Origin of the sequence: Methylobacterium iners (assembly GCF_022179305.1) — a bacterium.
Classification (GTDB): Bacteria; Pseudomonadota; Alphaproteobacteria; order Rhizobiales; family Beijerinckiaceae; genus Methylobacterium; species Methylobacterium iners.
The window spans coordinates 31823-58480 of the sequence record NZ_BPQP01000038.1 but is presented as its reverse complement, the minus strand read 5'-3'; the positions used below and the strand labels follow the sequence as shown (position 1 = coordinate 58480).

General features: G+C 69.4%; 25 protein-coding genes. 9 read left to right on the top strand and 16 right to left on the bottom strand.

Translation table 11 applies throughout. From position 1 onward, the window contains the following. Nucleotides 1-64 precede the first annotated feature (64 nt). Nucleotides 65-322, top strand: a complete 258-nt coding sequence (gene rpmE, locus MFF55_RS13745) for a 50S ribosomal protein L31 (RefSeq protein WP_283206744.1) — start codon at nt 65-67, stop codon at nt 320-322. Between the two features lie 106 nt (nt 323-428). On the opposite strand, the gene rcdA is transcribed toward rpmE, so the two are convergent. From rcdA to tesB, 5 genes are all read right to left on the bottom strand, one after another. Beyond that, complete coding sequence (rcdA, locus tag MFF55_RS13740) at nt 429-956, bottom strand: protease adaptor protein RcdA (RefSeq protein ID WP_238244662.1); 528 nt, start codon at nt 954-956, stop codon at nt 429-431. A 384-nt stretch (nt 957-1340) separates the two neighbouring features. Continuing rightward, a complete protein-coding gene (locus MFF55_RS13735) occupies nt 1341-2234 on the bottom strand; it encodes a TorF family putative porin (protein ID WP_238244661.1) in 894 nt (297 codons plus the stop codon). Between the two features lie 386 nt (nt 2235-2620). After that, nucleotides 2621-4123, bottom strand: coding sequence for an ammonium transporter (locus MFF55_RS13730; RefSeq protein ID WP_238244660.1), 1503 nt, complete (start codon nt 4121-4123; stop codon nt 2621-2623). A 79-nt stretch (nt 4124-4202) separates the two neighbouring features. Beyond that, on the bottom strand, nt 4203-4541 hold the full coding sequence (locus tag MFF55_RS13725) for a P-II family nitrogen regulator (protein WP_238244659.1): 339 nt from the start codon (nt 4539-4541) through the stop codon (nt 4203-4205). Nucleotides 4542-4822: 281 nt separating this feature from the next. Continuing rightward, complete coding sequence (tesB, locus tag MFF55_RS13720; protein ID WP_238244658.1) at nt 4823-5692, bottom strand: acyl-CoA thioesterase II; 870 nt, start codon at nt 5690-5692, stop codon at nt 4823-4825. 186 nt (nt 5693-5878) lie between these two features. Between tesB and MFF55_RS13715 the strand changes: the two genes are divergently transcribed. After that, complete coding sequence (locus tag MFF55_RS13715; protein ID WP_238244657.1) at nt 5879-7144, top strand: FAD-dependent monooxygenase; 1266 nt, start codon at nt 5879-5881, stop codon at nt 7142-7144. Nucleotides 7145-7150: 6 nt separating this feature from the next. On the opposite strand, the gene MFF55_RS13710 is transcribed toward MFF55_RS13715, so the two are convergent. The 11 genes from MFF55_RS13710 to MFF55_RS13660 form a co-directional block, all read right to left on the bottom strand. Next, on the bottom strand, nt 7151-7804 hold the full coding sequence (locus MFF55_RS13710; protein WP_238244656.1) for a pyridoxamine 5'-phosphate oxidase family protein: 654 nt from the start codon (nt 7802-7804) through the stop codon (nt 7151-7153). Between the two features lie 103 nt (nt 7805-7907). Beyond that, nucleotides 7908-8795 (bottom strand): alpha/beta hydrolase, encoded by an 888-nt coding sequence (locus tag MFF55_RS13705; RefSeq protein WP_306421426.1) that lies wholly within the window; start codon nt 8793-8795, stop codon nt 7908-7910. Between the two features lie 65 nt (nt 8796-8860). Next, nucleotides 8861-9739 carry an SDR family NAD(P)-dependent oxidoreductase gene (locus tag MFF55_RS13700; RefSeq protein WP_238244655.1) on the bottom strand — a complete coding sequence of 293 codons (879 nt, stop codon included), beginning with the start codon at nt 9737-9739 and terminating at the stop codon, nt 8861-8863. A gap of 154 nt (nt 9740-9893) precedes the next feature. Next, a complete protein-coding gene (locus MFF55_RS13695) occupies nt 9894-11360 on the bottom strand; it encodes a flavin-containing monooxygenase (RefSeq protein ID WP_283206740.1) in 1467 nt (488 codons plus the stop codon). Nucleotides 11361-11547: 187 nt separating this feature from the next. Continuing rightward, nucleotides 11548-12567: a ketol-acid reductoisomerase gene (ilvC, locus tag MFF55_RS13690; RefSeq protein ID WP_238244653.1), complete on the bottom strand. Its 1020-nt coding sequence runs from the start codon at nt 12565-12567 to the stop codon at nt 11548-11550. Nucleotides 12568-12697: 130 nt separating this feature from the next. Beyond that, a complete protein-coding gene (locus tag MFF55_RS13685; RefSeq protein WP_238244652.1) occupies nt 12698-13333 on the bottom strand; it encodes a DUF6985 domain-containing protein in 636 nt (211 codons plus the stop codon). Nucleotides 13334-13351: 18 nt separating this feature from the next. Further along, entirely contained in the window at nt 13352-13990 is a 639-nt protein-coding gene (locus MFF55_RS13680) for a glutathione S-transferase family protein (RefSeq protein ID WP_238244699.1), read from the bottom strand. 18 nt (nt 13991-14008) lie between these two features. Then, a complete protein-coding gene (locus MFF55_RS13675) occupies nt 14009-14368 on the bottom strand; it encodes a type II toxin-antitoxin system PemK/MazF family toxin (protein WP_283206739.1) in 360 nt (119 codons plus the stop codon). Then, complete coding sequence (locus MFF55_RS13670; protein WP_238244650.1) at nt 14349-14588, bottom strand: AbrB/MazE/SpoVT family DNA-binding domain-containing protein; 240 nt, start codon at nt 14586-14588, stop codon at nt 14349-14351. Before MFF55_RS13670 ends, MFF55_RS13675 begins: the two co-directional genes overlap by 20 nt. Before the next feature lie 64 nt (nt 14589-14652). Then, nucleotides 14653-15195 carry an acetolactate synthase small subunit gene (gene ilvN, locus MFF55_RS13665; RefSeq protein WP_238244649.1) on the bottom strand — a complete coding sequence of 181 codons (543 nt, stop codon included), beginning with the start codon at nt 15193-15195 and terminating at the stop codon, nt 14653-14655. Nucleotides 15196-15230: 35 nt separating this feature from the next. Continuing rightward, nucleotides 15231-17006, bottom strand: a complete 1776-nt coding sequence (locus tag MFF55_RS13660; protein ID WP_238244648.1) for an acetolactate synthase 3 large subunit — start codon at nt 17004-17006, stop codon at nt 15231-15233. A 147-nt stretch (nt 17007-17153) separates the two neighbouring features. Between MFF55_RS13660 and MFF55_RS13655 the strand changes: the two genes are divergently transcribed. The 7 genes from MFF55_RS13655 to MFF55_RS13625 are packed head-to-tail and all read left to right on the top strand — an operon-like array spanning nt 17154 to nt 26656. Next, nucleotides 17154-17852, top strand: a complete 699-nt coding sequence (locus MFF55_RS13655; protein ID WP_306421425.1) for a chemotaxis protein CheW — start codon at nt 17154-17156, stop codon at nt 17850-17852. Between the two features lie 29 nt (nt 17853-17881). After that, entirely contained in the window at nt 17882-19297 is a 1416-nt protein-coding gene (locus tag MFF55_RS13650; RefSeq protein WP_238244647.1) for a CheR family methyltransferase, read from the top strand. A 1-nt stretch (nt 19298) separates the two neighbouring features. Beyond that, on the top strand, nt 19299-19874 hold the full coding sequence (locus MFF55_RS13645; RefSeq protein WP_238244646.1) for a chemotaxis protein CheW: 576 nt from the start codon (nt 19299-19301) through the stop codon (nt 19872-19874). 57 nt (nt 19875-19931) lie between these two features. After that, on the top strand, nt 19932-21602 hold the full coding sequence (locus MFF55_RS13640; RefSeq protein ID WP_238244645.1) for a methyl-accepting chemotaxis protein: 1671 nt from the start codon (nt 19932-19934) through the stop codon (nt 21600-21602). A 25-nt stretch (nt 21603-21627) separates the two neighbouring features. After that, a complete protein-coding gene (locus MFF55_RS13635) occupies nt 21628-23835 on the top strand; it encodes a hybrid sensor histidine kinase/response regulator (protein ID WP_238244644.1) in 2208 nt (735 codons plus the stop codon). Nucleotides 23836-23873: 38 nt separating this feature from the next. Continuing rightward, nucleotides 23874-24926 (top strand): chemotaxis-specific protein-glutamate methyltransferase CheB, encoded by a 1053-nt coding sequence (gene cheB / locus MFF55_RS13630; RefSeq protein WP_238244697.1) that lies wholly within the window; start codon nt 23874-23876, stop codon nt 24924-24926. Beyond that, nucleotides 24923-26656 carry a response regulator gene (locus MFF55_RS13625; protein WP_238244643.1) on the top strand — a complete coding sequence of 578 codons (1734 nt, stop codon included), beginning with the start codon at nt 24923-24925 and terminating at the stop codon, nt 26654-26656. Before cheB ends, MFF55_RS13625 begins: the two co-directional genes overlap by 4 nt. The last annotated feature ends 2 nt before the right edge of the window (nt 26657-26658 follow it).

Here is a 26658-nt window from a genome sequence, read left to right as displayed (position 1 = left end):
GGCAAAGAGCGCGGCCGTTGCGGCCAAGGGGACCGATAAGGCCAAAACCGCCGAGAAGGCCACCGTGGCCGCGGCCGCCAAGGGTTCGGACAAGAAGGCGACCGAGCATCCCGATTACCATTTCATCAAGATCGTGATGACCGATGGGTCCGAGTACATGACCCGGTCGACCTACGGCAAGGAGGGCGACACCCTCAACCTCGACATCGACCCGAACACGCATCCGGCCTGGACCGGCGGCGAGCAGAAGATGCTCGATCGCGGCGGCCGCGTCTCGCGCTTCAACTCGCGCTTCGGCAGCCTGTCGTTCGGCAAGAAGTAACGTCCGATACGATCCCGCCGCGCGGAGCAGTGGGATCGCGGAAACGCGAAGGGGCGGCGCTGCCAAGGCGCCGCCCCTTCGCGTTTCTCCGTGCTTCGCTGGTGCGTCAGGACGCCGTCGAGAAGGCCGAGCGGAGGAGGCCCTGCTGCTGGGCGACGGGGCTCTGCTGGGCGAGCGGCGTCGGCCGGTCGTCGGAGATCAGCGCGTCGAGGTGCAGGATGCGGGCGTGCAGGCGGCGCGAGCGCACGATGAGATCCTGCAACCGCGCCGGCATCACCGAGAAGGCCTCGATCCGCGGCGATTCCGGTGTGGTGAGGCGCACGCGCGTCTTCTCCTGCAGCGCCTGCGCCGGCGTGATCTCGCCCTCCGCCACGGCGCGCTGCACGAGGAGCCAAGAGGCGATCTGCATCAGACGGGTCGTCAGCCGCATGCTCTCGCTGGCATAGCTGAGAGAGCCATCGCGCGACATCAGCCGCGATTCCTCGCGCCCGTCCCCGTCGAGATAGGCGGCGGCCTCTTCGACCATCGCCATGCCCTCACGGAACAGGGTCTTGAAGGCCTCCGAGTTGACGTAGGTCTGGCCGAAATCGACCCAGTCCCGCTCATCGCGAAAGGTGACGTCGAACCCGTTCATCGTGCCTCCTGTACCGTCGCCGGCCGCTTCCGTCCCGCATCGGGATCTGGGCGCTGCGCTCGGGGGCGACGGCGCAAACCTAGCGCCGATCTCGAGGCATGGCCCGCTTAACCGCCGCGTAGGGTTAACGGCGAGCGTGGCCGCGAGATCGGTTGGGCACGAAAAAAAAGCCGCCCTGGTAGGGCGGCTTTGAAAAGTCTACAGGAGGCATCAACAGAGCAGACGAAGAATCCACTCGACGTCCAGAAACCTGGACATGCCCCTTCATCGCGTAAAAAGGTTAACGGGCGGTTAAGTGCCCTCCCCGAGACCAAAGCGAGGTTCAAACGGCGAGCGGCCCCGGATCACTCCAGGGCCGCCCTCCGATTCATGCTCCGGTGGGGATCAGCGGAACAGGTTCAGCAAGCCGCCGGGCTCGGAGTAGATGCCCGGGGACGCCGTCGAGGTCTGGAAGGTGATGGACCCGATGATGGCGTCGCCGCACCAGCGCGAGGTGCCGCCGTTCACGAAGCCGCGGAAGTCGCCCGTCAGCGCGAAGCATTGCTGCGCCGTGAGGTCGGTGTTGTGGTAGCGAACGTCCAGCACGATGTTCTTGTAGGTGTAGGACAGGCCGATGTTCCCGTAGAGGTAGCTCGGCAGGTCGAAGGACGGGAAGCGGCCCGGCGCGGTGCTGCCGAAGGGTCCCGTGGCCGAGGTCTTGGCGCTCGTCAGGAAGTAATGGCCGATCTCGCCCGAGAGCGAGAACCCGCCGGCATAGGCCTCGGGCAGCCAGGGGAAGAAGGTGGCAGGCAGCGTCAGGGCAGCGGTGCCGGAGGTGTAGGTGCCTTCCCCGTGCAGGCCGAGATAGTTCGGGGCAAAGAAGACGTTGGCGCCGAGCGTCAGGTTGTCGGTGGCGACGTAGGTCATCTTCCCGGCAAATTCGAGGAAGTCGGTGTTGGCCGCGGTGAGCGGCGTCGCCGGGTTGGTGAAGGGATTCAGCAGCCGCTGCTCGTTCGGGTAGAAGTAGTAGATCACGCCGAGATCGAAGGTGAACTTGTCGAAGGTCGGGCGGATACCGGCGACCAGATCGAACTCCATGTCCGGCCGGGTCGGCAGGCGGGTCTGGTAGGTGGCAAAGCCGGCGTACGCGAAGTTGTTGAAGAACTGCGCCTCGAAGAAGGTCTGGTAGCTGCCCTGCAGGTTCGACTGCGACACGCCGCGGAAATTGTAGTCCGACTGGTAGCGCGAGCCGAAGGAGAAGCCGATCAGCGGGTCGGGCGCCTTCGCTTCCACAGGCATCACTTTCGGCGGAGCGAGGTCAGCCGCGTAGCTCTGTCCCAAGCTGAGGAAAGCTGCGAGGGAAACCGCCACCCCGCGCGCGGACAACTTCGAAGTCATAGATCACAGCCCCTTTTTCTTACGTGTCGAGAAGGTGCCGGAAAGCGCTTGAGGCGGCAAAACTAACTTTCGAGCAATTGCCCAGTTTTTCAGCAAACTCAGGTCTGGTGCGCCTGTTGCCGCCGCCATGTTGCTCCCGCGCCACATTCCTGCCGCAGACTCCGCGGCAGCGCAGTACCGGTCACGGCGGACACTGACGCTCTCTCCCCCAGAACTTTCCGGCGCGAATGAAGAGGGCCCCGGCTCATTGAACCGGGGCCCTTCGTCAGCTTCGACTTCAGTCGAGGTCAGTAGTTGTAGGCGCGCTCGCCGTGATCGGCGATGTCGAGACCTTCTCGCTCCTCGTCCTGGGTCACGCGCAGGCCGATCGTGAGATCGACGAGCTTGTACAGGATCGCCGAACCGATGCCCGACCACAGGATGGTGAAGCCGACGGCCTTCGCCTGCGCGAGGACGGCAGTCGCCATGTCGTAGGCGCCGACGGCCAGCTCACCGGGCTTCGAGGCGTAGTCGGGGATGCCGACGCCGCCCAGGGCAGGGCTCACGAGGATGCCAGTCGCCAGCGCACCGATGATACCGCCAATGCAGTGAACGCCGAACACGTCGAGCGAGTCGTCGTAGCCGATGGCGTTCTTCACGGTGGAGCACATGATGAAGCAGACCGCGCCGGCGACGAGGCCGAGCACGATCGCGCCCATCGGGCCGGAGAAGCCCGAGGCCGGGGTGATCGCCACGAGGCCGGCGATGGCGCCCGACAGCATGCCGAGCAGCGACGGCTTGCCCTTCAGCAGCCATTCCACGAACAGCCAGGAGACGGCCGCGGCGGCGGTGGCGACGAAGGTGTTGAGCATGGTGAGCGCGGCGGTGCCGTTCGCCTCGAGGTTCGAGCCGGCGTTGAAGCCGAACCAGCCGACCCAGAGCAGCGAGGCGCCGATCGTGGTCATGGTCAGCGAGTGCGGGGCGAGCAGGTCGCGGCCGTAGCCGATCCGCTTGCCGAGCATGAGGCAGCCGACGAAGCCCGCGATGCCGGCGTTGATGTGCACGACCGTGCCGCCGGCGAAGTCGAGGGCGCCCCACTTGAAGAGCAGACCCGCATCGGCGTTGACCGCGTCGAGCGCCGCCTGGGCCGTCGCCTTGGAGGCATCGTCCGTCGCGGCGGCGAGAGCCTTGGCGGCGTTGCCGACGGCATCCGGGCCGCCCCAGTACCAGACCATGTGCGCCATCGGGAAGTAGATGAGCGTGACCCAGAGGATCATGAACACGACGAGCGCGGAGAACTTCATGCGCTCGGCGAAGGCGCCGACGATGAGCGCCGGGGTGATGATCGCGAAGGTCATCTGGAAGCAGATGTAGACGTATTCGGGGATCACGACGCCGTTCGAGAAGGTCGCGACCACCGAGTTCGCGTCGACGCCCTTCAGGAAGGCCTTGGAGAAGCCGCCGACATAGTCGTTCAGGGCACCGCCGTTGGTGAAGGCGAGGCTGTAGCCGTAGAAGACCCAGAGCAGGACGACGAGGCAGGTGATGGCGAAGACCTGGGTCAGCACCGAGAGCATGTTCTTGGTGCGAACGAGGCCGCCGTAGAACAGCGCCAGGCCCGGCACCGTCATCATGAGGACGAGGGCGCTCGAGACGAGCATCCAGGCGGTGTCGCCCTTGTTGGGGACCGGAGCGGCCGCGGCCGCGGGCGCAGCCTCGACGGTCGGGGTTTGCGCGAGGGATGGCTCGACCATGAGAAGGGCCAGCGCGGCGCCTCCCATCCCGAGCGCCAGGGCATTACGAAGCTTCATGGAAACGAGACTCCCGATCGGGGTGCGATGCAGATGTGAAAGCGAAGGAATGAGGTGGCGGCTGCGGACCGCGTTCCGGTCAAAGCGCGTCGGCGTCGGTCTCGCCGGTTCGGATGCGGACGGCCTTCTCGAGGGGCACCACGAAGATCTTGCCGTCGCCGATCTGGCCAGTGCGGGCCGCGGCCGCGATCGCGTCGATCACCGTCGCCGTAAGGTCGGCCGGAACGGCGACCTCGATCTTCAGCTTCGGCAGGAAGCTCACCGCGTATTCGGCCCCGCGATAGATTTCGGTATGCCCCTTCTGGCGCCCGTAACCCTTGACTTCTGTGACGGTGAGGCCGTGCACGCCAATACCGGTCAAGGCGTCGCGCACCTCCTCCAGCTTGAACGGCTTGATGATAGCCATCACGATTTTCATGGGCGGCGCCCCCTTGCTCTGGTGGAACGTCAGCCGGCGCGATCTGCGTCGCGACCTCGCCGAACAGCTTCGCCGCGTGGACCGACTGCCCAGGCGACGGCCGCCACTATTCAAGGACTATGCCAGAGGGAACTTTTTCACGGCCGCGCTTACTGCCCAGAAACTCACCCCGCCTGCCGATCGAAGAGGCGGCAGTGGAATCGTAAACGCCTATTCCGCAGGCATTCAGATGATAACGGCATCATTTCAGCTGCGGTCGTGCGTCTTGCGATCGCGTCGCGCTAGGCCGTGTCGCGGCGCGGGCGGATGAGGCCTTCCTGCGCCACCGAGGCCACGAGCGTGCCGTCGCGGCTGAAGATCAGGCTCCGGGCGAAGCCGCGGGCAGCGCCGGCACTGGGGCTGTCCTGCGCGTAGAGGAGCCAATCATCGGCCTTGAAGGGCCGGTGAAACCAGAGGGCATGGTCGAGGCTCGCGGATTGGATGCTGGCGTCGAACACGGTCTGGCCGTGCGCCACCAGCGTCGCGTCGAGCAGCGTCATGTCCGAGGCGTAGGCGAGCACCGCCTGATGGATGGCAGGATCCTCCGGAAGGATCTCGGCAGCCCGGAGCCAGACGTGGAAGCGCGGCTCGCGCGGCTCGCGCCGGAGGTAGCGCTCGACCTCGACGGGCCTGAGCTCGATGGGCCGCTCCCGGGCGAAATAGGCGAGGACGGGGGCCGGAATGCCCATGCCGCCGGCCTTCACGGCCGCGCGGGCGTCCGGCAGCGCCTCGGGCGGCGGCACGTCCGGCATCGGCAGCTGATGCGCCACGCCGGCCTCCGAAGCGTGGTAGGAGACCGACATCGCGAAGATCGCGCGGCCGTGCTGCTGGGCCACGACGCGACGGGTGGTGAAGCTGCCGCCGTCGCGGATGCGCTCGACCTCGTAGTCGATCGGCACCTTCGGGTCGCCGCCGAGCAGGAAATAGGCATGAAGCGAATGCGGCGGCCGCGTCGCGGGCACCGTGCGGGTCGCGGCGACGAGGGCCTGGGCGACGACCTGGCCGCCGAACACGCGAGGCCAGCCGATCGTGGGGCTCCGGCCCCGGAAACGGTCGATCTCCAGCGGTTCGAGGTCGAGGATATCGAGGAGTTCGGCGACGATCCCGGTCATGCGTGTCCGCTTCGTTGGCGCCCGGAACCGAGGCCGCGCGCATGGAGCCGATCGAGGCTGGCTCCGTCGGGCCCGACATAGCAGGCTTGGCGCGCCAAGCCACGGGACGGTGCCGGCATCATCCGCCACGTTGCCCGATGCGACGGGCAATGCCATTTCGCGTAGGCGGCAGGAGAGAAGGCAACGATGCACCGAACGGTCACCTCTGCCCCCCGGCGCAGCCTCCTCGTGGCCGGCGGCGGCATTCCCGGGCTCGCCCTCGCGGTCGCGCTGAAGAAGGCGCACGGGTCGGCGCTCGAGATCGTCCTCTGCGATCCCAGCCTGAACGCGGGCGCCACGCGGCATCGCGGCCGGGCCTTCGCCGTCGCGGCCGGCGGGCGGCGGATGCTGCAGCAGCTCGGCATCTGGGAGCGGATCGCGAGCGCGGCCCAGCCCATCCGCGACATGGCGATCACGGACAGCCGCCTGACCGATCCCATCCGACCGACTTTCCTGACCTTCTCGCGCGACGGAACGGAGGGGCCGGACGACGAGCCCTTCGCCCACATGGTCGAGGCCGAGCCCTTCGTCGATGCCCTGATCGCGGCGGCGTCGGAGGCAGGCATCCTCCTGGAGCCGGTGGGCATCACCGCGGCGTCGACCGCAGGCTCCGAGATCCGGGCGGCGCTCAGCGACGGGCGCAGCGTCGGGGGCTCGCTCCTCGTCGCGGCCGACGGTGCGCGCTCCCGCCTGCGCGAGGCCGCCGGGATCGGCTGGGTCGGGTGGTCCTACCCGCAATCGGGCATCGTCGCCACGATCGGGCACGAGCGGGATCACGGAGGCCGAGCCACAGAGCATTTCCTGCCGAGCGGCCCCTTCGCGATCCTGCCGCTCGTTCCCGGCCGCGACGGCGGACATCGCTCCTCCATCGTCTGGACCGAGCGCGCGGCGGACGTACCGGCCCTTCTCGGCGGCGCGCCGGACGAGATCCTGGCCGAGATCGAGCGCCGGTTCGGACTGAACCTGGGACGGCTGAGCCTCGAATACGGACCGAACGCCCACCCACTCGCCTTCGGCATCGCCCGCAGCTTCCGGGCGGAGCGCGTGGCGCTGCTCGGCGACGCCGCCCACGTGATCCATCCGGTCGCCGGCCAGGGCCTCAATCTCGGCCTCGCCAGCGCGGCCGCGCTCGCCGAGGTCGTGACGGAGGCGCTGCGGCTCGGCCTCGACCCCGGTGCCGGCGACGTGCTGCGCGACTATGAGCGCCGCCGCCGCTTCGACACCCTGGCGATGGCCGCCGCGACCGACGGGCTGAACCGGCTGTTCTCGAACGACCGCCTGCCCTTGCGCCTCGCGCGCGACCTCGGCCTCGGCCTCGTCGAGCGCCTGCCGCCGCTGAAGCGGCTGTTCATCGGCGAGGCGGCCGGGCTGAGGGGCGAGCAGCCCCGCCTCCTGCGCGGCGAGGCCCTGTAGCCGCCCTCAGCTCTCGCCGCGGGCGACGCGCGCCTCGTATTCCGAGAGTTCGAGCGCGCCCTCCCGGTCGGCCCGGGCCTTGTCCTCGGGGGTCAGGACATCCTGCACCATGTCGAGGCGCTTCCAGAGGGCGAGCGGCGTCTCCTTCTCGGGCGTCGGCACGTAGCGGTTCTGCTCGAGCTTCTTGTACTTGTGGATGTAGCGCGGGCAATTGACCCAAGCCTTCGTGACCTCGACGCGCACGAGGTACTTCGCCTCGGTATACTCGGCCATGAGAGGGTCGTCGCGCAGCATGCGGGCGTGGCCCTGGACGCGGACGCGGTGGGGCATCTCGAAGTCGATGAACAGGAGGCCGACCTTGGCCTGCCCCTCGATGTTGCCCATCGAGTAGAACATGCCGTTGCCGTCCAGGCCCGGGAAGACGAGCGTCGAGCCGTCCAGCACCTTCACGAAGCCGGTGCTGCCGCCCTTGTAGGAGACGGTCGGCATGCCGTCGGGGTCGACGGTGGACAGGAAGAACATGTCGCGCGAACCGATGAAAGCGGCCTCCTCCTGGCTGATCGTCTCGTGAACCCAGCCGGTATCGAGGCGCTCGGCGAGCTTCGTCGTGCCGAATTCCTGCTGCAGAGCGCGGTGTTCGTCGAAATAGAGCGATGCCATGATGTCCTTCCTGACGCTTCCCATACGCGGCCTTCGATCATGGGCCGCTCGTCACTCGCGGTCTTTGCCTGATTTTCTCTCAGGCTGGAACGGCGCGCCCACGCTATCGATGCTCTCTCAGGAAGCGCGCCGCTTCATCGAGCGAGCGTCGCGCCTCCGGAAGCATCGGGTCGGCGAATTGCCAGCCGTGAGGGACCACGTTCCAGACCTTGAGATCGGCTCGCCCACCCGACGCTCGGACCTTCGCGGCGAGGCCGACGGCATCGTCGCGCAGGACCTCGGTTTCGCCCACGTGGACGAGCAGCGGCGGCAGCCCGCACAGCGTGTCGTAGAGGGGGGAGGCATGCGGGTGCGTCGCCGCCGACCCGGCCAGGTAGGCGGCGGCCAAGCGCCGAAACACGTCGGCATCGAACATGGCGTCACGCTGCGAATTCGCGGCATGCGACGGCCCCGTTCCGAGGAGGTCCGTGATCGGCGAGAACAGGACCGCCGCGCTCGGCATCGGCAAACCCTCGTCCCGAGCCCGGATCATCAGGGCCAGCGCGAGATTGCCGCCCGCCGAGTCCCCGCCGATGGCGCAGGGCCCCTCCGCCGCGAAGGCACGCCAGGCGGCGACGGCATCGTCGAGGGCGGCGGGGAACGGAAATTCTGGGGCTAGCCGGTAACTCGGCACGAGGACGTCGAAGCCGCGCCGAGCGAGAGAGCCGGTAAGCGACCTGTAGGACCGGCTCGACATGGCGCAGAAGCCGCCCCCGTGCAGGTAGAACAGGCGGGGGCCGTCGCCCATCCGTACGCGCTCGCAGGGAATGCCGCCGACGCGGCAATCGGCGTAATCGATGCCGCTACGCGGCTGCAGCAGGCGCTGGTCGAAGAGGCGAGCGAAGATCTTCCTGAACCGCCGGGCGTCCTGCGCGCGTCCGAAGTGATGCTTGATCTTCCGGTGCAGGACGGCGTTGAGGGCATGGGCGCGTAGGCTTGCCAAACTCGGCATCCCTTCCTGCGGCTGCTCTTGCCGCCCTCACGTCTTCTAGCCGCCGTGGCGCGTTCGTCCTGGAACTACCGAGCAAAGCGATCAAGAATGCTTGGACCGGTTCCGCTTTCGACGAGCGGATGATCGACCGCCTGACTGTGCGGGCGGTTCTTCGCAGCGGCCCGCTGCTCCGCGAGCACCATGCGGACCCGCAGACCTGCGAGGAACGGCAGGTAGCGCTGCGTCCACCAGGCGACCCGCGCCAGGAACGGCCGAACGACAACGCCCTCGCCACGCTCCGCCGCGTCGAGCGCCTGGCGCGCGAACAGATCAACAGGCATCGGCGCGCCGCACAGCCGCGTCAGGTAGGAACGATTGTCGGGCCGCCAGGGGACCAGCGGCAGATCGGCAGGATTGTCCCGGTCGAGGATCGGCGTTTCGACCGCTCCGGGGCAGAGCACGCTGACCTGGACGCCGTAGGCGGCCGCCTCGGCGCGAAGGCTGAGGGATAGACCGACGACGGCATGTTTCGTCGTCGCGTAGGGCGTGCCGAGGGGCCCCAGCGCGAGGCCCGCGATCGAGGCCACGTTGACGATCGCCCCAGAACCCCGCCGCTGCATCGCCGGGTAGGCGGCGGCAACGCCGTGGATCACACCACGAAGGTTGACGTCGATGATGCGGTCCCAATGGCCGAGCGACAGGTCCTGCACCTCGCCGCTGATGGGGATGCCCGCATTGTTGACCAGCATGTCGAGGTGACCGTGCTCGTCGAGGATCTCCCGGACGCAGGCGGCGAAGGTGTCCGCGTCGCGTACGTCGAGGCTCGCGGATCGGCTCGACGGACCGATCAGGGCCGCCGTCGCCCTGGCGCTGGCGGCGTCAATGTCCGTGACAATCACGAGGAAGCCGCGGCGACCGAGTTCGCAGGCGATCGCGCGACCGATTCCCGACCCGGCGCCGGTCACGAGCGCCGTCCTCGGGCGCAAGGTCGCTTCGTCCCGGTGGTTTCGCATCAAGCTGCCGATGTCCGATGAGACTTGTAGACGCGTCCTGTCGGCTTCGTGGCCATGCCTGAGCCTGTTCCGCCTTATCATCTGGGCCAAGCTCTAGAAATACGTCTCATGAGCGAAGATCGTAATCTTCGAGCTTGAGCCGGCGCGTCATGGCCCGAAACCGGCTGACGAGGCCCGGCCAGTTATTCGTGATGCGGCCCTCCGCCGTCTTGTACCAAGACGGACAGGTCGCATTCCAAACCGTCCGCTTAAGTTCGGCCCCAACCCATCCATCGAAGGCATGCGCAGCCGGCGGCGCAACGTCGAGCCTGCGCAATCCACGATCCCTGAGCAGCTGCACCGCTTGGACGACGTAGTCGGCTTGCGCCTCCAGCATCCGCACGATGGAGTCATGCCCGAGATTGGTGTTGGGGCCGTAAAGGATGAACAGGTTGGGGAAGCCCGGCATGGTCATTCCGAGATAGGCCGACGCGCCGTCTCGCCAAACCTCGTTCAGCGCCCGTCCCCCATCGCCGACGATGTTGAGCCCGGCCAGCGGGTTGGCGGCCGCGAATCCGGTGGCGAGGATCAGCGCGTCGGCCCGGTGCAGCCGTCCATCGGCCGTGACCACACCGTCGGATGTGATCGCCGTGATCGCGTCACTCACGATCGCGACCTTGTCCTCATCCAGCGCCGAGTACCAGTCGTCCGAGATGAGGACGCGCTTGCACCCAATCCGGTACGACGGGAGGAGAGCGGCGCGCTTCTCCGGCGAGCGCACGCGCCGCCTGATGATCCGCCGCACGCGCCACGCCATAGGTGCCAGCATCCAGGGGAAGCGCACGAACGCGACGCCGCGCAGCTCGTTCTTGCCGGCGATGAGGGTCCGGTAGAGCCGTCCCAGTCCGAAACCCCGCAACAGACTGCGCTCGAGGCGCGAAAACCGGCGGTCGCCCTTGGGCAACACCCAGGCCCCGGAGCGCTGAAACAGCACCACCCTCTCCGCGGCGGGAACGAGCTCAGGTACGATCTGGACCGCGCTGGCGCCGGTCCCGATCACTGCCACGACCTTGGCCCGCGCTTCGAACGACGGGTCCCAGCGCGCCGAATGGAAGCACGGGCCGGTAAAGCTCTCGATCCCGGGCAGGACCGGTATCGACGGGCGGTTGAGCTGACCGCAGGCCGGAACCAGGATCCTTGCTGCGATCACCTCCCCCTCTGCGGAGGATAGTCGCCACACGCTCTCCACCGGGTCGAAGACCGCACCGACGATCTCGGTCCCCAGTCGAAGATGGGGATGCAGATGCTGGTCGCGCGCGCAGGCCGCGAGGTAGCGCTGGATCTCGGCCTGGCCCGCGAATTTGCGGCTCCAGTCGGGGTTGGGGAGAAACGAGTAGGAGTATAGATACGATTCGATGTCGCACGCGGCGCCGGGATAGGTGTTCTCGAACCAAGTGCCGCCGACGTCCCGGTTCTTGTCGACGACCACGAAGTCGTCGATTCCGGCTGCCTTCAGCCTCATCGCTTGGCAAAGCCCGCCGAAGCCCGCGCCGACGATCGCAACCGTGAAGACGTGACTTTGGGATCGGCTCACGGCGGGGCGACAGCCGATGCGGGTGGCAATCCCAGGCGCGATGCGGTCGTCGTGACGCTCGGCGTCATCCGGATAGGACCCTGCGGGCGGTTTCGGATTCCGCGTTCGCCCCGAGGACAGGGGGTGGCGGACCGACGGCTTGCGCGCGCCGGTCCGCCATCGGAGCTAAGCGGCAGGGACCAGGCCGTCAGTTCTTGGTCTTGTCGACCAGCGCCTTCTCGGAGATCCACGGCATCATGCCGCGCAGGCGCGTGCCGACCTCCTCGATGGGATGGCGGGCGAGCTTGGCGCGGGTCGCCTTGAACGAGGTCTGGCCGACCTTGTTCTCCAGCATCCAGTCGCGCGTGAACTTGCCCGACTGGATGTCGTCCAGCACCCGCTTCATCTCGGCCTTGGTCTCCGACGTCACGATGCGCGGGCCGGTGACGTACTCGCCGTACTCGGCGGTGTTCGAGATCGAGTAGTTCATGTTGGCGATGCCGCCCTCGTAGATGAGGTCGACGATGAGCTTCACCTCGTGGAGGCACTCGAAATAGGCCATCTCGGGGGCGTAGCCCGCCTCGACGAGGGTCTCGAACCCGGCCTTGATCAGCTCGACGAGGCCGCCGCAGAGCACGGCCTGCTCGCCGAACAGGTCGGTCTCGCACTCCTCCTTGAAGGTGGTCTCGATGATGCCGGCGCGGCCGCCGCCATTGGCCGAGGCGTAGGAGAGGCCGAGATCGTGGGCGTTGCCCGACGCGTCCTGGGCGATGGCGATGAGCGTCGGCACGCCGCCGCCGCGCAGGTACTCGGAGCGCACGGTGTGGCCGGGCCCCTTCGGGGCGACCATGAGCACGTCGAGGTCGGGCCGCGGCTCGATCAGGTTGAAGTGGACGTTCAGCCCGTGGGCGAACAGCAGGGCGGCACCCTGCTTCATGTTGGGCGCCAGCGACTCCTTGTAGATGTCGCCCTGCAGCTCGTCGGGGGTGAGCATCATGACGACGTCGGCCTGCTTGGCGGCCTCTGCGACCGACATCACCTTGAAGCCCTCGTGCTCCGCCTTCTTGGCGGTGGCCGAGCCCTCGCGCAGGGCGATGACGATGTCCTTGACGCCGGAGTCGCGCAGGTTCAGCGCGTGCGCGTGGCCCTGGCTGCCGTAGCCGACGATGACGACCTTGCGTCCCTTGATCAGGTTGAGGTCGGCGTCACGATCGTAATAGACCCGCATGGCGGTTCCTTCTCTTCCCTAGACATGAGTGCGCCCCGGCGCCCTCATCAGAGATATTCGCGCGGCCGTGCGATCCGCGGCTTTTAGCGACGGGTTCCCCAGGACGGAAGCGGAAATTCCGCCGTCTTCGCTATCCCGCGGCCGGTCCGGCGCTGAGGCGCGCCAGCACTCCGGCGTAATGGGCTTCTGCTGTGCCTTCGGAGGACACCATGTCGGTTCCGCCGATTTCGATGACCTCGGTCCCGCAGAGCACGAGGCCGAGGCCGTGCTCCTCGTCCCAGGCGCAATCGAGTGCGATGCCGAAATAAGGCGTGGCGCTGTGCACGGCCTGAGTGGTGATGCCGCGCAGGCGGGTATGCCGGCGCAGCGTCTTCGGCGTTGCGTCGAGGGGCAGAACCCGTTCGCGCTCATCCGCGTCGAGGAAGTCATACCGGTCGCGCAGGATCGGCAGGTGCGCCACGAGCGCCTTCAGGATCGACTCGGCGAGCTCCGCTTCGCTGTGTTCGAGCCAGCGGCAGTTGAGGAACTGCATCGCGGTCGGCCACCGGTCCGGTGCGTTGAGGCAGACCGAGACCTCGTTCGTCTCGAACACGTCAGCCTCGAGATAGGCCGCCGCGGACAGGGGACGGTCGAGGAGGCCCTGGCGCAGGCTCGCCAGGGCGGGCAGTGCGAGCGCCGTCTCCCACAAGCCGTACTCACCGTAGACTGGCGGCAGGCCTGGCGTCGTGATCGACATGAGCATGTCGTCGACCGCTCCGGTTCTCATGGCGAGGCTCCGTCCCCATCAGGCCGGCAGGTCGAGGCCCTCGCGGGCGAAGACCGCCTGCACTGCGGGTCGTTCGGCCATCGCCCGGGCATGCGCCGTCCAATGCGGGAAGCGCTCGGGCATATCGAACCTGAGCGCAGGACCCCGGCCCCAGGTCCAGAACAGCAGCAGGTAGGGGTCGACCACGCTGTAGCGGCCGCCCACCGCCCAGCCGCCGTTCGAGAGCCGGACCTCGGTCATCGTGAAGAGGTCGCCGCAGGTATCGACGCCCTTGGCACTGATGGCGGGATGGGCCTCCTCGTCGGTCGTGTAGCGCTCGGGCCGGCGCACATGGGCGTAGGCGACGTGGTGGTTGGTGGAGAGCCAGGCGAGCCACTCGTCGGCGACCGCCTGGTCACGCGCCGCCTCGGGCCACAGCGCGGGATGGAGCCGGGCGACGTGGCGCAGGATGGCGGTGTTCTCCGTGAGCACCCAGCCGTCGTCGACGAGGGCCGGCACCCGGCCGCGCTCGTTGATCGCGAGATATCCGGGCGCGCGCTGGTCGCCTGCCATGAGGTTGAGGCGCACCGTCTCGAACGACGCGCCCGCCTCTTCGAGCGCGATGTGAGAGGCGAGGGAGCAGGCGCCGGGGGCGTAGTAGAGGGTGGATGCCATCAGAGATCTGCGCGTTTCCCGTCAATCATTGCGAAGGTCGAGGAGGATCGCGATCTGATCCTTGGCCTCGGAAAGAACATGGGCCGGAACCGAGCCGAGACGGCGCAGGATCCGCTCCTTGCGATCGATCGCCCGCAATTGATCGGTCAGCACGGCACCCTTCGCGGCGAGGCCGGGTGGCAGCAGAACCTTGCTTGGCCACGGGTCGATGTTGCTCGTAATCGGACAGATCAGAGCGCGTCGCGTCAAAAGATGAACGTTCTGGACCGAGACCACGAGAGCCGGACGGCGGCCGTCCTGCTCGCTGCCGCGCACGGGTCCGAGCTCGACGAGAACGAGGTCGCCAGGCTCTAGGATCGCGTCATCGCGGATCGTTGTCATCGATGATCTCGGAACCCCGGTCGGGCCCCCAATCGATCATCTCGGGCTCATGGGCAGGTCCAAGCCGCCGCATCTCCGCGAACATCTCATCGGCCGTAATTCGCCGCCGCTTGGGCGTCACCTCGACGATCTGCCCCTCGCTGAGACCCAGGGCCCGGACCTCCTCGGAGGACAGCTTCACCGCTAGGTCGTCGCCCCATCGGACCACTTTTGCTTCCATCACGGACTCCTGATGTCGGACGTCACCGGAATGATAGCGCAGAACCGCCCAGAAGGCGTCGCCTTCACATCGCCTCCGCGCCCCGCCCCATCGCCGCGATCCCCGTGCGGGAGATCTCGACGAGGCCGATGACCGTCATCAGCCCGATGAAGCGGTCGATCTCCTCGGTGGTGCCGGTGACCTCGAACACGAAGGAGCTCAGCGTGGCGTCGAGGGTGCGGGCGTTGAAGGCGGCGGCGAGGGTCAGCGCCTCGCTGCGGTGCTCGCCGGTGCCGGCCACCTTCACGAGGCAGAGCTCGCGCTCCAGCGCATTGCCCTGCAGCGTCAGGTCGACGACCCGATGGACGGGTACGAGCCGGTTGAGCTGCGCCTTGATCTGCTCGATCACCGCGTTGGTGCCCGCCGTGACGATGGTGATCCGCGAGATGTGGCGGGCCACCTCGGTTTCGGACACCGTCAGGCTCTCGATGTTGTAGCCTCTCCCCGAGAACATGCCGGAGATGCGCGCCAGCACGCCGGGCTCGTTGTCCACGATCACGGCGAGCGTGTGCCGGTTGACGGCCTCGACCCGGCCGGCATCGGGGTAGTGGGTGTTCATCGCGTTCATGTCGTCGTTCCTGCCCCGATCCTCGCTCGATCCCGTCAGACCAGCATCTTGCCCTCTTCCGAGATGACGTCGCCGAGCTCGACCCCGGTCTCGCCGAGGTAGTCCGACAGCAGCATCTCGTTGTGCGCCTTGCCCGAGGGGATCATCGGGAAGCAGTTCTCGGTCTTGTCGACGACGCAGTCGAAGATCACCGGGCCGTCGTAGTCCAGCATCTCTTGGATCGCCGCGTCGAGGTCGCCCGGCTTCTCGCAGCGAATGCCCTTGGCGCCGTAGGCCTCGGCCAGCTTCACGAAGTCCGGCAGGCTTTCCGAATAGCTCTGCGAGTAGCGCGAGCCGTGCAGCAGCTCCTGCCACTGGCGGACCATGCCCATGTACTCGTTGTTCAGGATGAAGATCTTGATCGGCAGGCGGTACTGAACGGCCGTCGACATCTCCTGCATGTTCATCAGGATCGAGGCCTCGCCGGCGATGTCGATGACGAGGCCACGCGGATAGGCGAGCTGCGCGCCGATGGCGGCGGGCAGGCCGTAGCCCATGGTGCCGAGTCCGCCGGAGGTCATCCAGCGGTTCGGCTCGTCGAACTTGTAGTACTGGGCTGCCCACATCTGGTGCTGGCCGACTTCCGTGGTGATGTAGGTCTCCCGGTCCTTGGTCGCCTCGTACAGGCGCTGGACGGCGTATTGCGGCTTGATGATCGTGCCCGACGGCCAATAGTTCAGGCATTCCCGCGCCTTCCAGGTGCGGATCTTCCCGAACCACGGGTCGAGGCGGCCCCTGTCGGGCTTGGCCGGAAGCGCGCGCCAGGCGGCGAGCATGTCTTCCAGCACCGAGGCGCAATCGCCGACGATGCCGACGTCGACCTTGACGACCTTGTTGATCGAGGAGGCGTCGATGTCGATGTGGATCTTCTTGGAGAACGGCGCGAAGGCGTCGAGACGGCCCGTGATGCGGTCGTCGAAGCGGGCGCCGACGCAGATCATCACGTCGCATTCGTGCATCGCGAGGTTGGCCTCGTAGGTCCCGTGCATGCCGAGCATGCCCAGGAACCTGTCGTCGGAGGCCGGGAAGGCGCCGAGCCCCATCAGCGTGGACGTGACGGGGAAGCCGGTTTCGGCGACGAGCTTGCGCAGCAGCCCGGATGCCTCCGGGCCCGCATTGATGACGCCGCCGCCGGTGTAGAAGACGGGGCGCCGGGCCGTCGCCATCAGCTCGACGGCCGCCTGGATCGACGGAGCGTCGCCCTTGAAGGCGGGGCGGTAGGTCTTGTGGCCGTTCTGGGTCGGACGCTCGTAAAGCCCGCTCGCGAACTGAACGTCCTTCGGCAGGTCGACGACGACGGGGCCCGGACGTCCGTTCGAGGCGACGTAGAAGGCCTCGTGCAGGATGCGCGGCAGGTCGTCGATGGATTTGACGAGGTAGTTGTGCTTCGTGCAGTGGCGCGTGATGCCGACCGTGTCGCATTCCTGGAACGCGTCGGTGCCGATCAGATGCGTCGGGACCTGCCCGGTGATGCAGACGAGCGGAATCGAGTCCATCATCGCGTCGGTGAGGCCCGTGATGATGTTGGTGGCGCCCGGCCCCGAGGTGACGAGGACGCAGCCGACCTTGCCCGACGAGCGGGCATAGCCCTCGGCCGCGTGGACCGCGCCCTGCTCGTGGCGCACGAGGATGTGCTTCAGGTCCTCCTGCTGGAAGAGCGCGTCGTAGATCGGCAGCACCGCACCGCCGGGATACCCGAACAGCGTGTCGACACCCTGATCCCGGAACGCCCGGATGACCATTTCGGCCCCGGTCATGACCTCGCCGCTCATCGTCTCACTCCTCGAACCTTTTCGAACCATCGTCTCGGCCGCGGGCAATAAAAAAAGGGCCCCGAGGGACCCTGCATGCGCCACCACCCGGATCGCGGACCCTTATCTCAGGTCCGCTCCGTCGGTGACGCTTCCGCTACGATAAGGATGGTATGCATCGATCGCCGCTTCGACGATGGCTTCGCCGGACTTGGCGAATCGAACATCGTGTCGGGTGTGATAGCGGAGCGCCCCTGGCGGGTCAACGGCAGCCGCTGCCCCCCGGCATTTGCCCTTCCTCACGGCGTGGTCTTATCTGAGGGCGCGTCGCGATCCGCGAGGGGAGCCCCAGCGCTGGCCCAGCCTTCCACCACCGCCTACCTTCTCCTCGACGTGGCGGGCGTCGCCTGCGCGCTGCCCCGCGCCGAGGTGCGCGAGATCCTGCCGCTGCCCAACCTCGATCGGCCGCCCGCCGCGGGGAACCTGCTCGCCGGGTTCCTCAATCTCGGCGGCGCGCCCCTGCCCGTCGTGGATCTCGCGCGGTTGCTCGGCCTGCGCGACGCCGCAGCGGCCGAGGCCATCCGCGATCCCTACCGGCACGTCGTCGTCGCGACCGGCGGCGGGACGGCCTATCTCGTGGACCGCGTCGTGGACCTCGTGACGGTCGAGGATGCCCATCGCAAGCCCATCGCCGATGACCAGACGCTCAACGGCTGCGTCGCGGCCGAGCTCACGGCGCGCGAGCGCCTCGTCCACGTCCTCGCGGCCGACCGCCTCCTGACGCAGGTCGAGCGCGAGCGGCTCGCGGTGCTGACCCGGGCGGCGCAGGACCGGCTCGCCGCCCTCGGCGACGCGCGCTCGGCCTGAGGCATGCCGCACCCGCCCCGGTCCGACCCATGAAGCGTCCGGCTCCGCCCGGCCCGGCGTCGGACCCCGGCTATCCGGCGCTCAAGGCCCAGGTGATCGCCCGGACCGGCCAGCACTACTACGACGACAAGGACGACCTGCTCTACGACCGCCTCCGGAAGCGCTTCAGGGCTTGCGGCTCGGCGGGTTCCGAGGCCTATCGCGCCCTCCTCGACCGGGCCGAGGAGGGCGCGGCGGAATGGGAGGCGCTCGAGGCCGAGATCACCATCGGCGAAACCTTCTTCTTCCGCTACGCCGAGCAGTTCACGGCGCTGCGCGACACGATCCTGCCGGGGCTGATCGCGGCGCGGCAGACCGAGCGCTGCCTGCGGATCTGGAGCGCCGGCTGTTCGACGGGCGCCGAGCCCTACTCCATCGCCATCCTGGTCCACAGCCTGCTCGGGGACGCGCTGCCGGAATGGCGCGTGGCGATCACCGGCACCGATATCAGCGCGCCGGCGCTGCAGGTGGCCCGCGCCGCGGAGTTCGGCCGCTGGGCGCTGCGCACCACGCCCGCCGAGGATCGCGCGCGCTACTTCCTCGCCGGCCCCGGCACGGCCGGCTCGACCCGGGACGGGTCCTACACGCTCAAGCCCGAGTTCCGCAGGATGGTGCGCTTCGAGCGCCAGAACCTGATGGGTCTCCTCGACGGCAGCATCCCGGCGCCGGCTACGGGCTTCGACCTCATCCTCTGCCGGAACGTGCTCATCTACTTCAGGGAGGAGGCGGTGCTCGGCATCGTGCGCGGCCTCGGCCGGCGCCTGGCGCCCGACGGCTGGCTCCTGCTCGGGCATGCCGAGCCCAATCCCGCCTTTGCGGGTTGGCTCCTGCCCGTCAACCTGCCCGGCACCGTCGCCTACCGACGGCCCGACGATCCGCGCGCAGCGCCGCCGCCGGCGCCAGTTCCTCCGCCGCCCGCCCTCCCGCCTGCGGTGCACCGCCCGGAGGCGCTGCCGTCCGCCCCGCCTCCGCCGGTTCCGTCGCCGGCGCCTCCCTCGCCGCCCCCGGACGACCTGCGCGCCCGGGTCCGCGCGCTGGCCGATTCCGGCGACACGGCCGAGGCGTGGCGGGCCGTGCGCGCCGCCTTGATCGCGGCGCCGACGGATGCGGTGCTGCACTACTATGAGGGGCTCCTGGCCCGCGCCCTCGGCCGCGAGGCGGAGGCGGAGCGGGCGTTCCGCGGCGCGATCTACCTCGATCGCAGCTTCGTCATGGCCCATTACCAGCTCGGCCTGCTGCTCGCCGCCGAAGGACGGGAGGCCGAGGCAGGCCGCGCTCTCGACAACGCGGTCAGGCTGAGCCAAGCCCTTCCGCCCGATGCGCCGGTCGCGGAGGGCGGCGGCGCCAGCGCCCGGCAGCTCGCGGAAGGCGCGGCGCTGGCGCGGCCGACACGACGGAGGGCATGATTTGAGCCTCGGGCACGACGCGCTCGGCCTCGACGACGCGGGCAGGCAGGCCCTGCTCGACGCACGCTCGGCGGCCCTCGCCCGGCGGGGCACCGCCGCCGAGCAGGCGGCGGCGCTGCGTTCCTACCTCGTCTGCACCTGCGGACACGACCGCTACGGCCTTGCCGTGGAGGCCGTGGCGCATGTCATGCCCGCGCGGGCCTGCACCCCGGTGCCCGGCGCGCCGCCGGCGCTGATCGGCCTCGCGGCGCGATCCGGCCGCGTCGTGAGCGTCCTCGACCTCGCCGCCGCGCTCGGCCGGCCGCGGACCGAGGGGACGCGCGAGGGCCGAGGGCATTTCCTGATCCTGCGCGGCGCGGGTCCGGCGATCGCGCTGGCCGTCGAGCGCGTGCACGGCGTGAGGCGCGTCGCCGCTCCCGCTGGAGCCAGCGGGCAGCCCGAGGCCGCGGCCGACCTCGACGCGGCCCCGGGCCTGGGCGCTGATGCGGTTTCAAGCTATGCAGCAGCCGAGGGAGCTGCCGAGGGCGGCTTCGTCGTCATCGACCTGCCGCGCCTCCTGCGGCGCTACCTGCCCTGAGGTCGGCCCGAGGACCTCAGGTCTCGGGATCGGCCGCTTCCGGAGCACGAAGCCACCGTGGCCAACTCGATCGGAAAGCGCATCCTCCTCGGTTTCAGTGCCGTCGTCGTCGTGCTCGTGGCTTTGGGCGTCTACGCGCTCGGTCAGGTCGGCGCGGTGCGCGACACCACGGATGCCATCGTCGGGCGCGACATCGCGATGGCGCGGCTGCTCGACGACCTCGCCAACAAGTCGCGCGAGCTGGGCATGCTCCGCCGCGACGCGGTCATCGCGTACCTCTCGAAATCGGGTCAGGGGGGCCGCCCGGAGGACATCCTGCCGGCCTGGACCCGCACCGCGGGCGACATCGAGAACCTGCTCGGCGACCTGACCCGGTCGGCCGATTCCTACCGCACCAGCTCGAGGCTTCCCGAGCGGGCGGCGATCTGGAAGCAGCTCTCGGACGCCGGAAACGAGAGCGCCGGTCTGTTCCGGGAGTTGCGACCGCGGGCCGAGGGTCTCTTCGCCCTGATCACCGCCAACGACATGGCCGGGGTCGAGGCGCGCAGTGCCGAGCTGAACGGCCGGCAGGCTACCTTCATCAAGTCCGTCGCGAACGTGCGCAACGTCCTCGACCAGAGCGTGATCGCCGGCCAGCGCAGCATCACCGACCTGTACGACCGGACCCGCCTGTCCATCGGTCTGACGCTCGCCGCCTGCGTCATCCTCGCCCTCCTCGTGACCTACATCATCAGCCGCGCGGTCGTGCGCCCGCTGGAGAGCGTCATGGCCTTCGCCGAGCGCGTGGGCGGAGGCGACCTCACCGGCAGGCTCGAGGTCAGGGGCAGCGACGAGATCGAACGCCTCGCCCGGGCGCTGAACGGCATGGTCGTGGGGCTCACGGACCTCGCCCGCACCAACCGCGCGGCGACCGCCGACATGACTGCGGCGGCGGCGGAGATCCGCGCGTCGGCGCAGCAGCAGGCGGCGAGCGTCGAGGAGCAGTTCGCCGCGGTGCAGGAGACGGCCGCGACCGTCGACGAGATCACGCATTCGGGCGCCCAGATCGGGGCGCGCGCGGCCGAGGTGATCGCCACGGCCCAGAACACGGCGCAGACCTCGCGCTCGGGCCTGCGCGCGACGACGGACAGCGCCAAGGCGATGGACGCGATCCGCGAGCAGGCGGAGGCGGTGGCCGGCAACATCGTCAGCTTGAGCGAGAAGACCCAGACGATCGGCGAGATCATCACCACCGTCAACGACATCTCGGAGCGCACGCACCTCCTCGCCCTCAACGCCGCGATCGAGGCGGCCGCGGCGGGCGAGAGCGGCCGCAGCTTCGCCGTGGTCGCCTCGGAGATGAAGCTGCTCGCCGACCAGGCCAAGGGGGCGACCGCGCAGGTCCGGACGATCCTCTCCGAGATCCAGCGGGGCATCAACACTTCCGTCATGCTCACCGAGGAGGCGGTCAAGCGCACGACGGTCGGCAAGGCGCGCATCGACACGGCGCAGCGCACCATCGAGGAGACCTCCGCCCGCGCCGAAGAGAGCGTCCACACCTTCCAGCAGATCGTGGCCTCGACGAACCAGCAGCAGCTCGGCATCGAGCAGGTCATGGGCGCCCTCCAGAACATCCGGCAGGCGAGCCAGCAGACGGCGGCCGGCACCCGCGAGGTCGAGACGGCCTCCGCCAACCTCACCGAGCTCGCCCAGACCATGACGACGCTCTCCGAACGGTACCGGTACTGAGCCGGGGTCGGGGCGGTCCGAGACGGTGGATATTCGCCAGCAGCTCCTCGCCGCCTTCGCGATCGAATACCGCGAGCACGTCGATGCGATCCGCGCCGCGCTCGCCGGCGGCGAGGGCCGTCCGCCGGATTGGGGAGACATCTTCCGCCGGGCGCACAGCCTCAAGGGCGCGGCCCGGGCGGTCGACCTGCCGCGGATCGAGGCGATCGCCCACCGGCTGGAATCGCTGTTCGAGCGGATCGCGAGCGGCACGGCGGCCCTCGACCGCGAGACCACGGCGGCCGTCCACCTCGCTCTCGATCGGATCGAGACCCACGCCTCCGGCGGCGCGTCCGGGGACGAGACGGAGGATGCCCTGGCGAGCCTCGATGACCGCGATGGCGGCGCGGCGCAGCGGAGCGCCCCTGCGCCGGTGCAGAGGGATCGCCCGGGGGACGCAGCGCCCCCCCAGCCCGAGCCTCCGCCCGAGGCTTCCCAGCTCCTTCGGGTACCGGCCGACGCCGTCGAGGCGCTCACCCGCGCGACGCACGAGTTGGCGAGCGCCCTCGGCGGTGAGAGCACCGTCGCCGAGGGCCTCGCCCGGATCTCTGCGAGCGCCCGCGACCTCGCCCGGAGCGTGGAGCGCCTGCGCGGAGATAACGGCGGGCAGACGGGCAAGCGCCAGCCCAAGGCCGTGACGAGCGCAGACCTGCGCGCGTTCGAGACGGGCCTGCTCGCCCTCGCGCGGGACGCCGTCGAACTGGCGCGGACCCGTGCCGGGACGGCTGCGGCCATCGATGGGGCCGTCTCGCGGGTTCGCGGCGAGGCCGAGCGGCTGGCCCTCGTTCCGGTCGAGACGGCGTTCGGCGGCTTCGCCAGAGCCTTGCGCGAGATGGCGCGCGACGAGGGCCGGGAGATCGATATCGCCCTTCGCGGCCTCGATCTGCCCGTCGATCGCGGCACCCTTCAGGTCCTCAAGGACCCCGTCCTGCACGCGCTGCGCAACGCCCTCAGCCACGGGGCCGAGCCGCCCGAGTCACGCCGCCGTCAGGGCAAGCCCCCCGCCCTGTCGATCAGCCTCGACGTCGCGGTCCGGGGCGGACGATTGAGGCTCACCGTGCAGGACGACGGCCGGGGGCCGGACCTCGCCGCCATCGAGGCCTCGGCGCGCCGCCGCAACCTCCTCGCCCCGGGCGAAGCAACCGATTCCGAGCGCCTGCTCGCCCTCGTCTTCGAGCCCGGCTTCTCGACCGCGCCGACGATCGACACCCTGTCCGGCCGCGGCATCGGCCTGGCCGTCGTCGCGGAGGCCGTGCGGAAGCTCGGCGGCAGCGTCCGGCTCGCACCGCGCCAACCCTGGGGCACCTCCCTGGAGATGATCCTGCCGCTCTCGGCGGCCCGCCGCAGCATGCTCCTCGTCGAGGCCGGAGCCGCGACCTACGCCCTCCCGAGCGGCGCCGCCGAACGCCTGTTGCGGCTCCGGGAAGCGGACGTCGAGGTCGTGATGGGACGGCGCGTCGTCCGGCTGGGCGCCACGGGCGAGGCAACCGAAACGCTTCCCGTCATCGAACTCGGCCATCTGATCGGGAGAGACGGGGCGAGCGTGCCCGCCACCGACGGCATCGTGGTCGGCGTGCTGGTGCGGGCGGGCGGGCGGCGCTGCGTGCTCGCCGTCGACCGGTTGCAGGACGTGCACACCCTCCTCGTGCTCCCGCCGCCGCCGATCGGCGCCGATCCTCGCCTGATCGCCGGGACGGTGATCCTGGGCGAGGACACGCCCTGCCTCGTCCTCGATCCGGACGGCGTCATCGAGCGCGCGGCCGAGGGCGCGGCTCCCGCGGCGGAGCTACGCAGTGAAACCTGGGGAACGACCGCGCCGGCGCGACGTTCGACGATTCTCGTCGTTGACGATTCCATCACCACGCGGACCTTGGAGAAGGGGATCTTGGAGGCCGCGGGCTACCGTGTCGTCGTCTGCGTCGACGGCCAGGATGCCCTCGACCGCCTGCGCGCCGGGATCGAGCCTGTTGACCTCGTGGTGGCCGACGTCGAGATGCCGCGCCTTGACGGGTTCGGCCTCGTCGAGGCCCTGCGGGCCGAGGCGGCCTTCGCGCGGCTGCCCGTGATCCTGATGACCTCGCGGGGCGACGCCGAGGACGTCGCGCGCGGCCTCGCCCTCGGCGCGGATGCCTACCTGACCAAGCAGACCTTCGATCAGCGCCAACTCCTCGACACCATCGGACAATTGCTTTGAGCGAGACCGCAGGCACGGGGGCGAAGAGGGTCAGGGTGATGCTCGTCGAGGATTCCCTCGTCGTGCGCCACCTCCTGACCCACATCGTGTCCCGCGACCCCCGGCTCGAACTGGTCGCCGCGGTCGGCTCCGGGGAGGAGGCGCTGGCGGCGCTGGCCACAGCTGCGCCCGACGTCATCTCCATGGACATCCGGCTGCCCGGCATCGACGGGCTGGAGACGACGCGCCGGATCATGGCCGACAGGCCGACGCCCATCGTGGTGATCGCCGATTCGGTGGAGGATTCCTCCCTCAAGATCTCGATGAACGCGCTGCGGGCGGGCGCGCTGTCGGTGGTCGAGAAGCCCGTGGCGACGACCCATGCCGGCTACGAGGGAATCGCGAGCGAGATCTGCACGCAGCTTCGCATCATGGCCGAGGTGCCCGTGATCCGGCGGCGGCCGATCGGGACCTCCTGGTCCGAGCGATCCGCGTTCCTTCCCCCGCGCACGGGTTTGCCGACGGTGGGAGGCGCGGCCCCCAAATTCCTCGCGGTCGCCGCCTCGACGGGCGGCCCGCCGGCGCTGGCGCGCGTCATCGGCGGTCTGCCGGCGGATTTTCCCCTGCCGATCCTCGTCGTGCAGCACATGGGCGCCGCCTTCATGGAGGGTTTCGCCTCCTGGCTGAACGGGGTCGTGACCCTGCCGGTGGCGCTGGCGCGAGCGGGCGAGCTCGCGGAAGCGGGTCGGGTCTACGTTGCGCCGGGCGACAGGCACCTCGAACTGGGCGCGGGCGGCATCCTGCGCGTCAGCGATGCCCCGCCCGTCGGCGGGCAGCGGCCGGCGGCGACCGTCCTGTTCAGCTCGCTCGCCCGGCAGGCCGGCGGGGGCGGCGTCGGGGTCCTGCTCACCGGGATGGGAGAGGACGGCGCGGCAGGCCTCCTCGAGATGCGCCGGGCCGGCGCGGTGACGATCGCGGAGGACGAGAGCACGGCCGTCGTCTTCGGGATGCCGGCGGCCGCGATTCGCCTGTCGGCCGCGGGCAGCGTGCTGCCCCTCGACAGGATCGCGGCGCAGCTCGAACGTATCGCGGCCCCGGAGCAGGCGGGATGATCCGGCCATCGATCAACCGCCCCGCCGCGAAGGGGGCCGTGGGACCACGCATTCTCCTGGTCGAGGATTCCGAGACGCAGGCGCTGGAGCTGCGCCTGTTCCTGGAGGGCCAGGGCTTCGAAGTGGAGCGCTGCGCCACGGCCGAGGCGGCGCTCGATCACCTCAACGCCTTCCTGCCCGACCTCGTGGTGGCCGACCATCACCTGCCCGGCATGAACGGCGACGAGTTCACCCGCCAGATGCGCCTGTCCCTGCGCACCCGTACCCTGCCCGTGCTGATGCTGACGGGTGCCCGGGACGGCGAGCGGCAGGGCCTCGACAGCGGCGCGGACGCCTACGTCGCCAAATCGGCCGACCGCGACATCCTGATCCTTCGCATCCGCGCCCTGCTGCGCGAGCGCAAGGGCGGGCCCGACGGACCCGGCATCTCCGCCTTCCGCCGCGGCCGCGTCCTCGTCGTCGACGGCAGCGCCACCTACCGCACCTTCCTCGCCGGGCTGCTCTCCCACGAGGGCCATGCCGTCGCGACCGCGGACGGGCACGAGGCCGCGCTCGCCGCCCTCGACGCGCCGGACGCCGCCTTCGACTGCGTCACCATCGACCTGCTCGGCCCGGGCTACGAAGGGCTCGCCCTTTGCCGGGCCATCGACCAACGCCGCGCGGCGGGGCTCGAGACGCGAGAGGCCGGGGCACCGACCTTCCAGCTCGTCGGCATCGCGGGCAGCGCGCCCTCGAAGGAATTCCTCGTCGACGCCTTCGCGGCCGGTGCCGACGACGTCGTCTCGAAGGCCGACGGCGACATCCTGGTCATGCGCGTGCGCGGCCTCGTCCGGCGCAAGCTCCTGGAGGAGGACAACCGCCGCATCGCCGGTGAGTTCGGCGCCCGCGAGCGGGCCCTCGAACGCGCCCGCGCCGAGGCCGAGGCGGCCGAGGCGCGCGCGGCCCTCGCGGGCGCCCTCGAACAGGCCAACCGGGATCTGGCCACGGCCAACCGCAAGCTGACCGATGCGCAGGCGAAGCTGGTCCAGGCCGCCAAGATGGCCTCGCTCGGCGAGCTCGTCGCCGGCATCGCCCACGAGATCAACAATCCGCTCGCTTTCATCCTCGCCCACCAGGGCACCATCGAGCGCCTGCTCGGCGAGATCCCACTCCCCGAGGAGGCCACGGCGCAACGGGCCGTCGCGAAATGCCGCGACCGGGTCGGCTCGATGCGGATGGGGCTCACCCGCATCCAAGACCTCGTCCTCAACCTGCGCAAGTTCTCGCGCCTCGACGAAGGCGAACGCACCCTCGTCAACGTTCCGGAGGCGATCGAGACCGTCCTCGCCCTGATCCAGCATAAGCTCGGCGACCGGGTCACCGTCGCCACGGATTTCGCCGGGCGGCCGGAGATCAACTGCACGCCGGCCCTGCTCAATCAGGTCGTCATGAACATCCTCGGCAACGCCGCCGACGCGATGACCGAGGGCGGCACCATCACGATCGCGACCGTCAGCACGGCCGAGACCGACTGGATCCGGATCAGCGATACGGGTCCCGGCATCCCCGAAGGCTTGAGGGAAAAAGTGTTCGAGCCCTTCTTCACGACGAAGCCCGTTGGCGCCGGGACCGGTCTCGGCCTGGCGATTGCCTACAGCGTCGTACAGGCGCATAGCGGCTCGCTGACCGTGGAGGCGGCGGACGGAGGCGGAGCCTGTTTCGTGATCGGCATCCCCCGGCAGGCGGCATGAGC

Excerpts from the sequence above, each read along its gene's own strand:
- rcdA (WP_238244662.1), bottom strand. The coding sequence starts at position 956 with ATGAACGGGTTCGACGTCACCTTTCGCGATGAGCGGGACTGGGTCGAT.
- MFF55_RS13735 (WP_238244661.1), bottom strand. The coding sequence starts at position 2,234 with ATGCCTGTGGAAGCGAAGGCGCCCGACCCGCTGATCGGCTTCTCCTTC.
- MFF55_RS13730 (WP_238244660.1), bottom strand. The coding sequence starts at position 4,123 with ATGAAGCTTCGTAATGCCCTGGCGCTCGGGATGGGAGGCGCCGCGCTG.
- MFF55_RS13725 (WP_238244659.1), bottom strand. The coding sequence starts at position 4,541 with ATGAAAATCGTGATGGCTATCATCAAGCCGTTCAAGCTGGAGGAGGTG.
- tesB (WP_238244658.1), bottom strand. The coding sequence starts at position 5,692 with ATGACCGGGATCGTCGCCGAACTCCTCGATATCCTCGACCTCGAACCG.
- MFF55_RS13715 (WP_238244657.1), top strand. The coding sequence starts at position 5,879 with ATGCACCGAACGGTCACCTCTGCCCCCCGGCGCAGCCTCCTCGTGGCC.
- MFF55_RS13710 (WP_238244656.1), bottom strand. The coding sequence starts at position 7,804 with ATGGCATCGCTCTATTTCGACGAACACCGCGCTCTGCAGCAGGAATTC.
- MFF55_RS13705 (WP_306421426.1), bottom strand. The coding sequence starts at position 8,795 with ATGCCGAGTTTGGCAAGCCTACGCGCCCATGCCCTCAACGCCGTCCTG.
- ilvC (WP_238244653.1), bottom strand. The coding sequence starts at position 12,567 with ATGCGGGTCTATTACGATCGTGACGCCGACCTCAACCTGATCAAGGGA.
- MFF55_RS13685 (WP_238244652.1), bottom strand. The coding sequence starts at position 13,333 with ATGAGAACCGGAGCGGTCGACGACATGCTCATGTCGATCACGACGCCA.
- MFF55_RS13675 (WP_283206739.1), bottom strand. The coding sequence starts at position 14,368 with ATGACAACGATCCGCGATGACGCGATCCTAGAGCCTGGCGACCTCGTT.
- MFF55_RS13670 (WP_238244650.1), bottom strand. The coding sequence starts at position 14,588 with ATGGAAGCAAAAGTGGTCCGATGGGGCGACGACCTAGCGGTGAAGCTG.
- ilvN (WP_238244649.1), bottom strand. The coding sequence starts at position 15,195 with ATGAACGCGATGAACACCCACTACCCCGATGCCGGCCGGGTCGAGGCC.
- MFF55_RS13660 (WP_238244648.1), bottom strand. The coding sequence starts at position 17,006 with ATGAGCGGCGAGGTCATGACCGGGGCCGAAATGGTCATCCGGGCGTTC.
- MFF55_RS13655 (WP_306421425.1), top strand. The coding sequence starts at position 17,154 with ATGGTATGCATCGATCGCCGCTTCGACGATGGCTTCGCCGGACTTGGC.
- MFF55_RS13650 (WP_238244647.1), top strand. The coding sequence starts at position 17,882 with ATGAAGCGTCCGGCTCCGCCCGGCCCGGCGTCGGACCCCGGCTATCCG.
- cheB (WP_238244697.1), top strand. The coding sequence starts at position 23,874 with ATGCTCGTCGAGGATTCCCTCGTCGTGCGCCACCTCCTGACCCACATC.
- MFF55_RS13625 (WP_238244643.1), top strand. The coding sequence starts at position 24,923 with ATGATCCGGCCATCGATCAACCGCCCCGCCGCGAAGGGGGCCGTGGGA.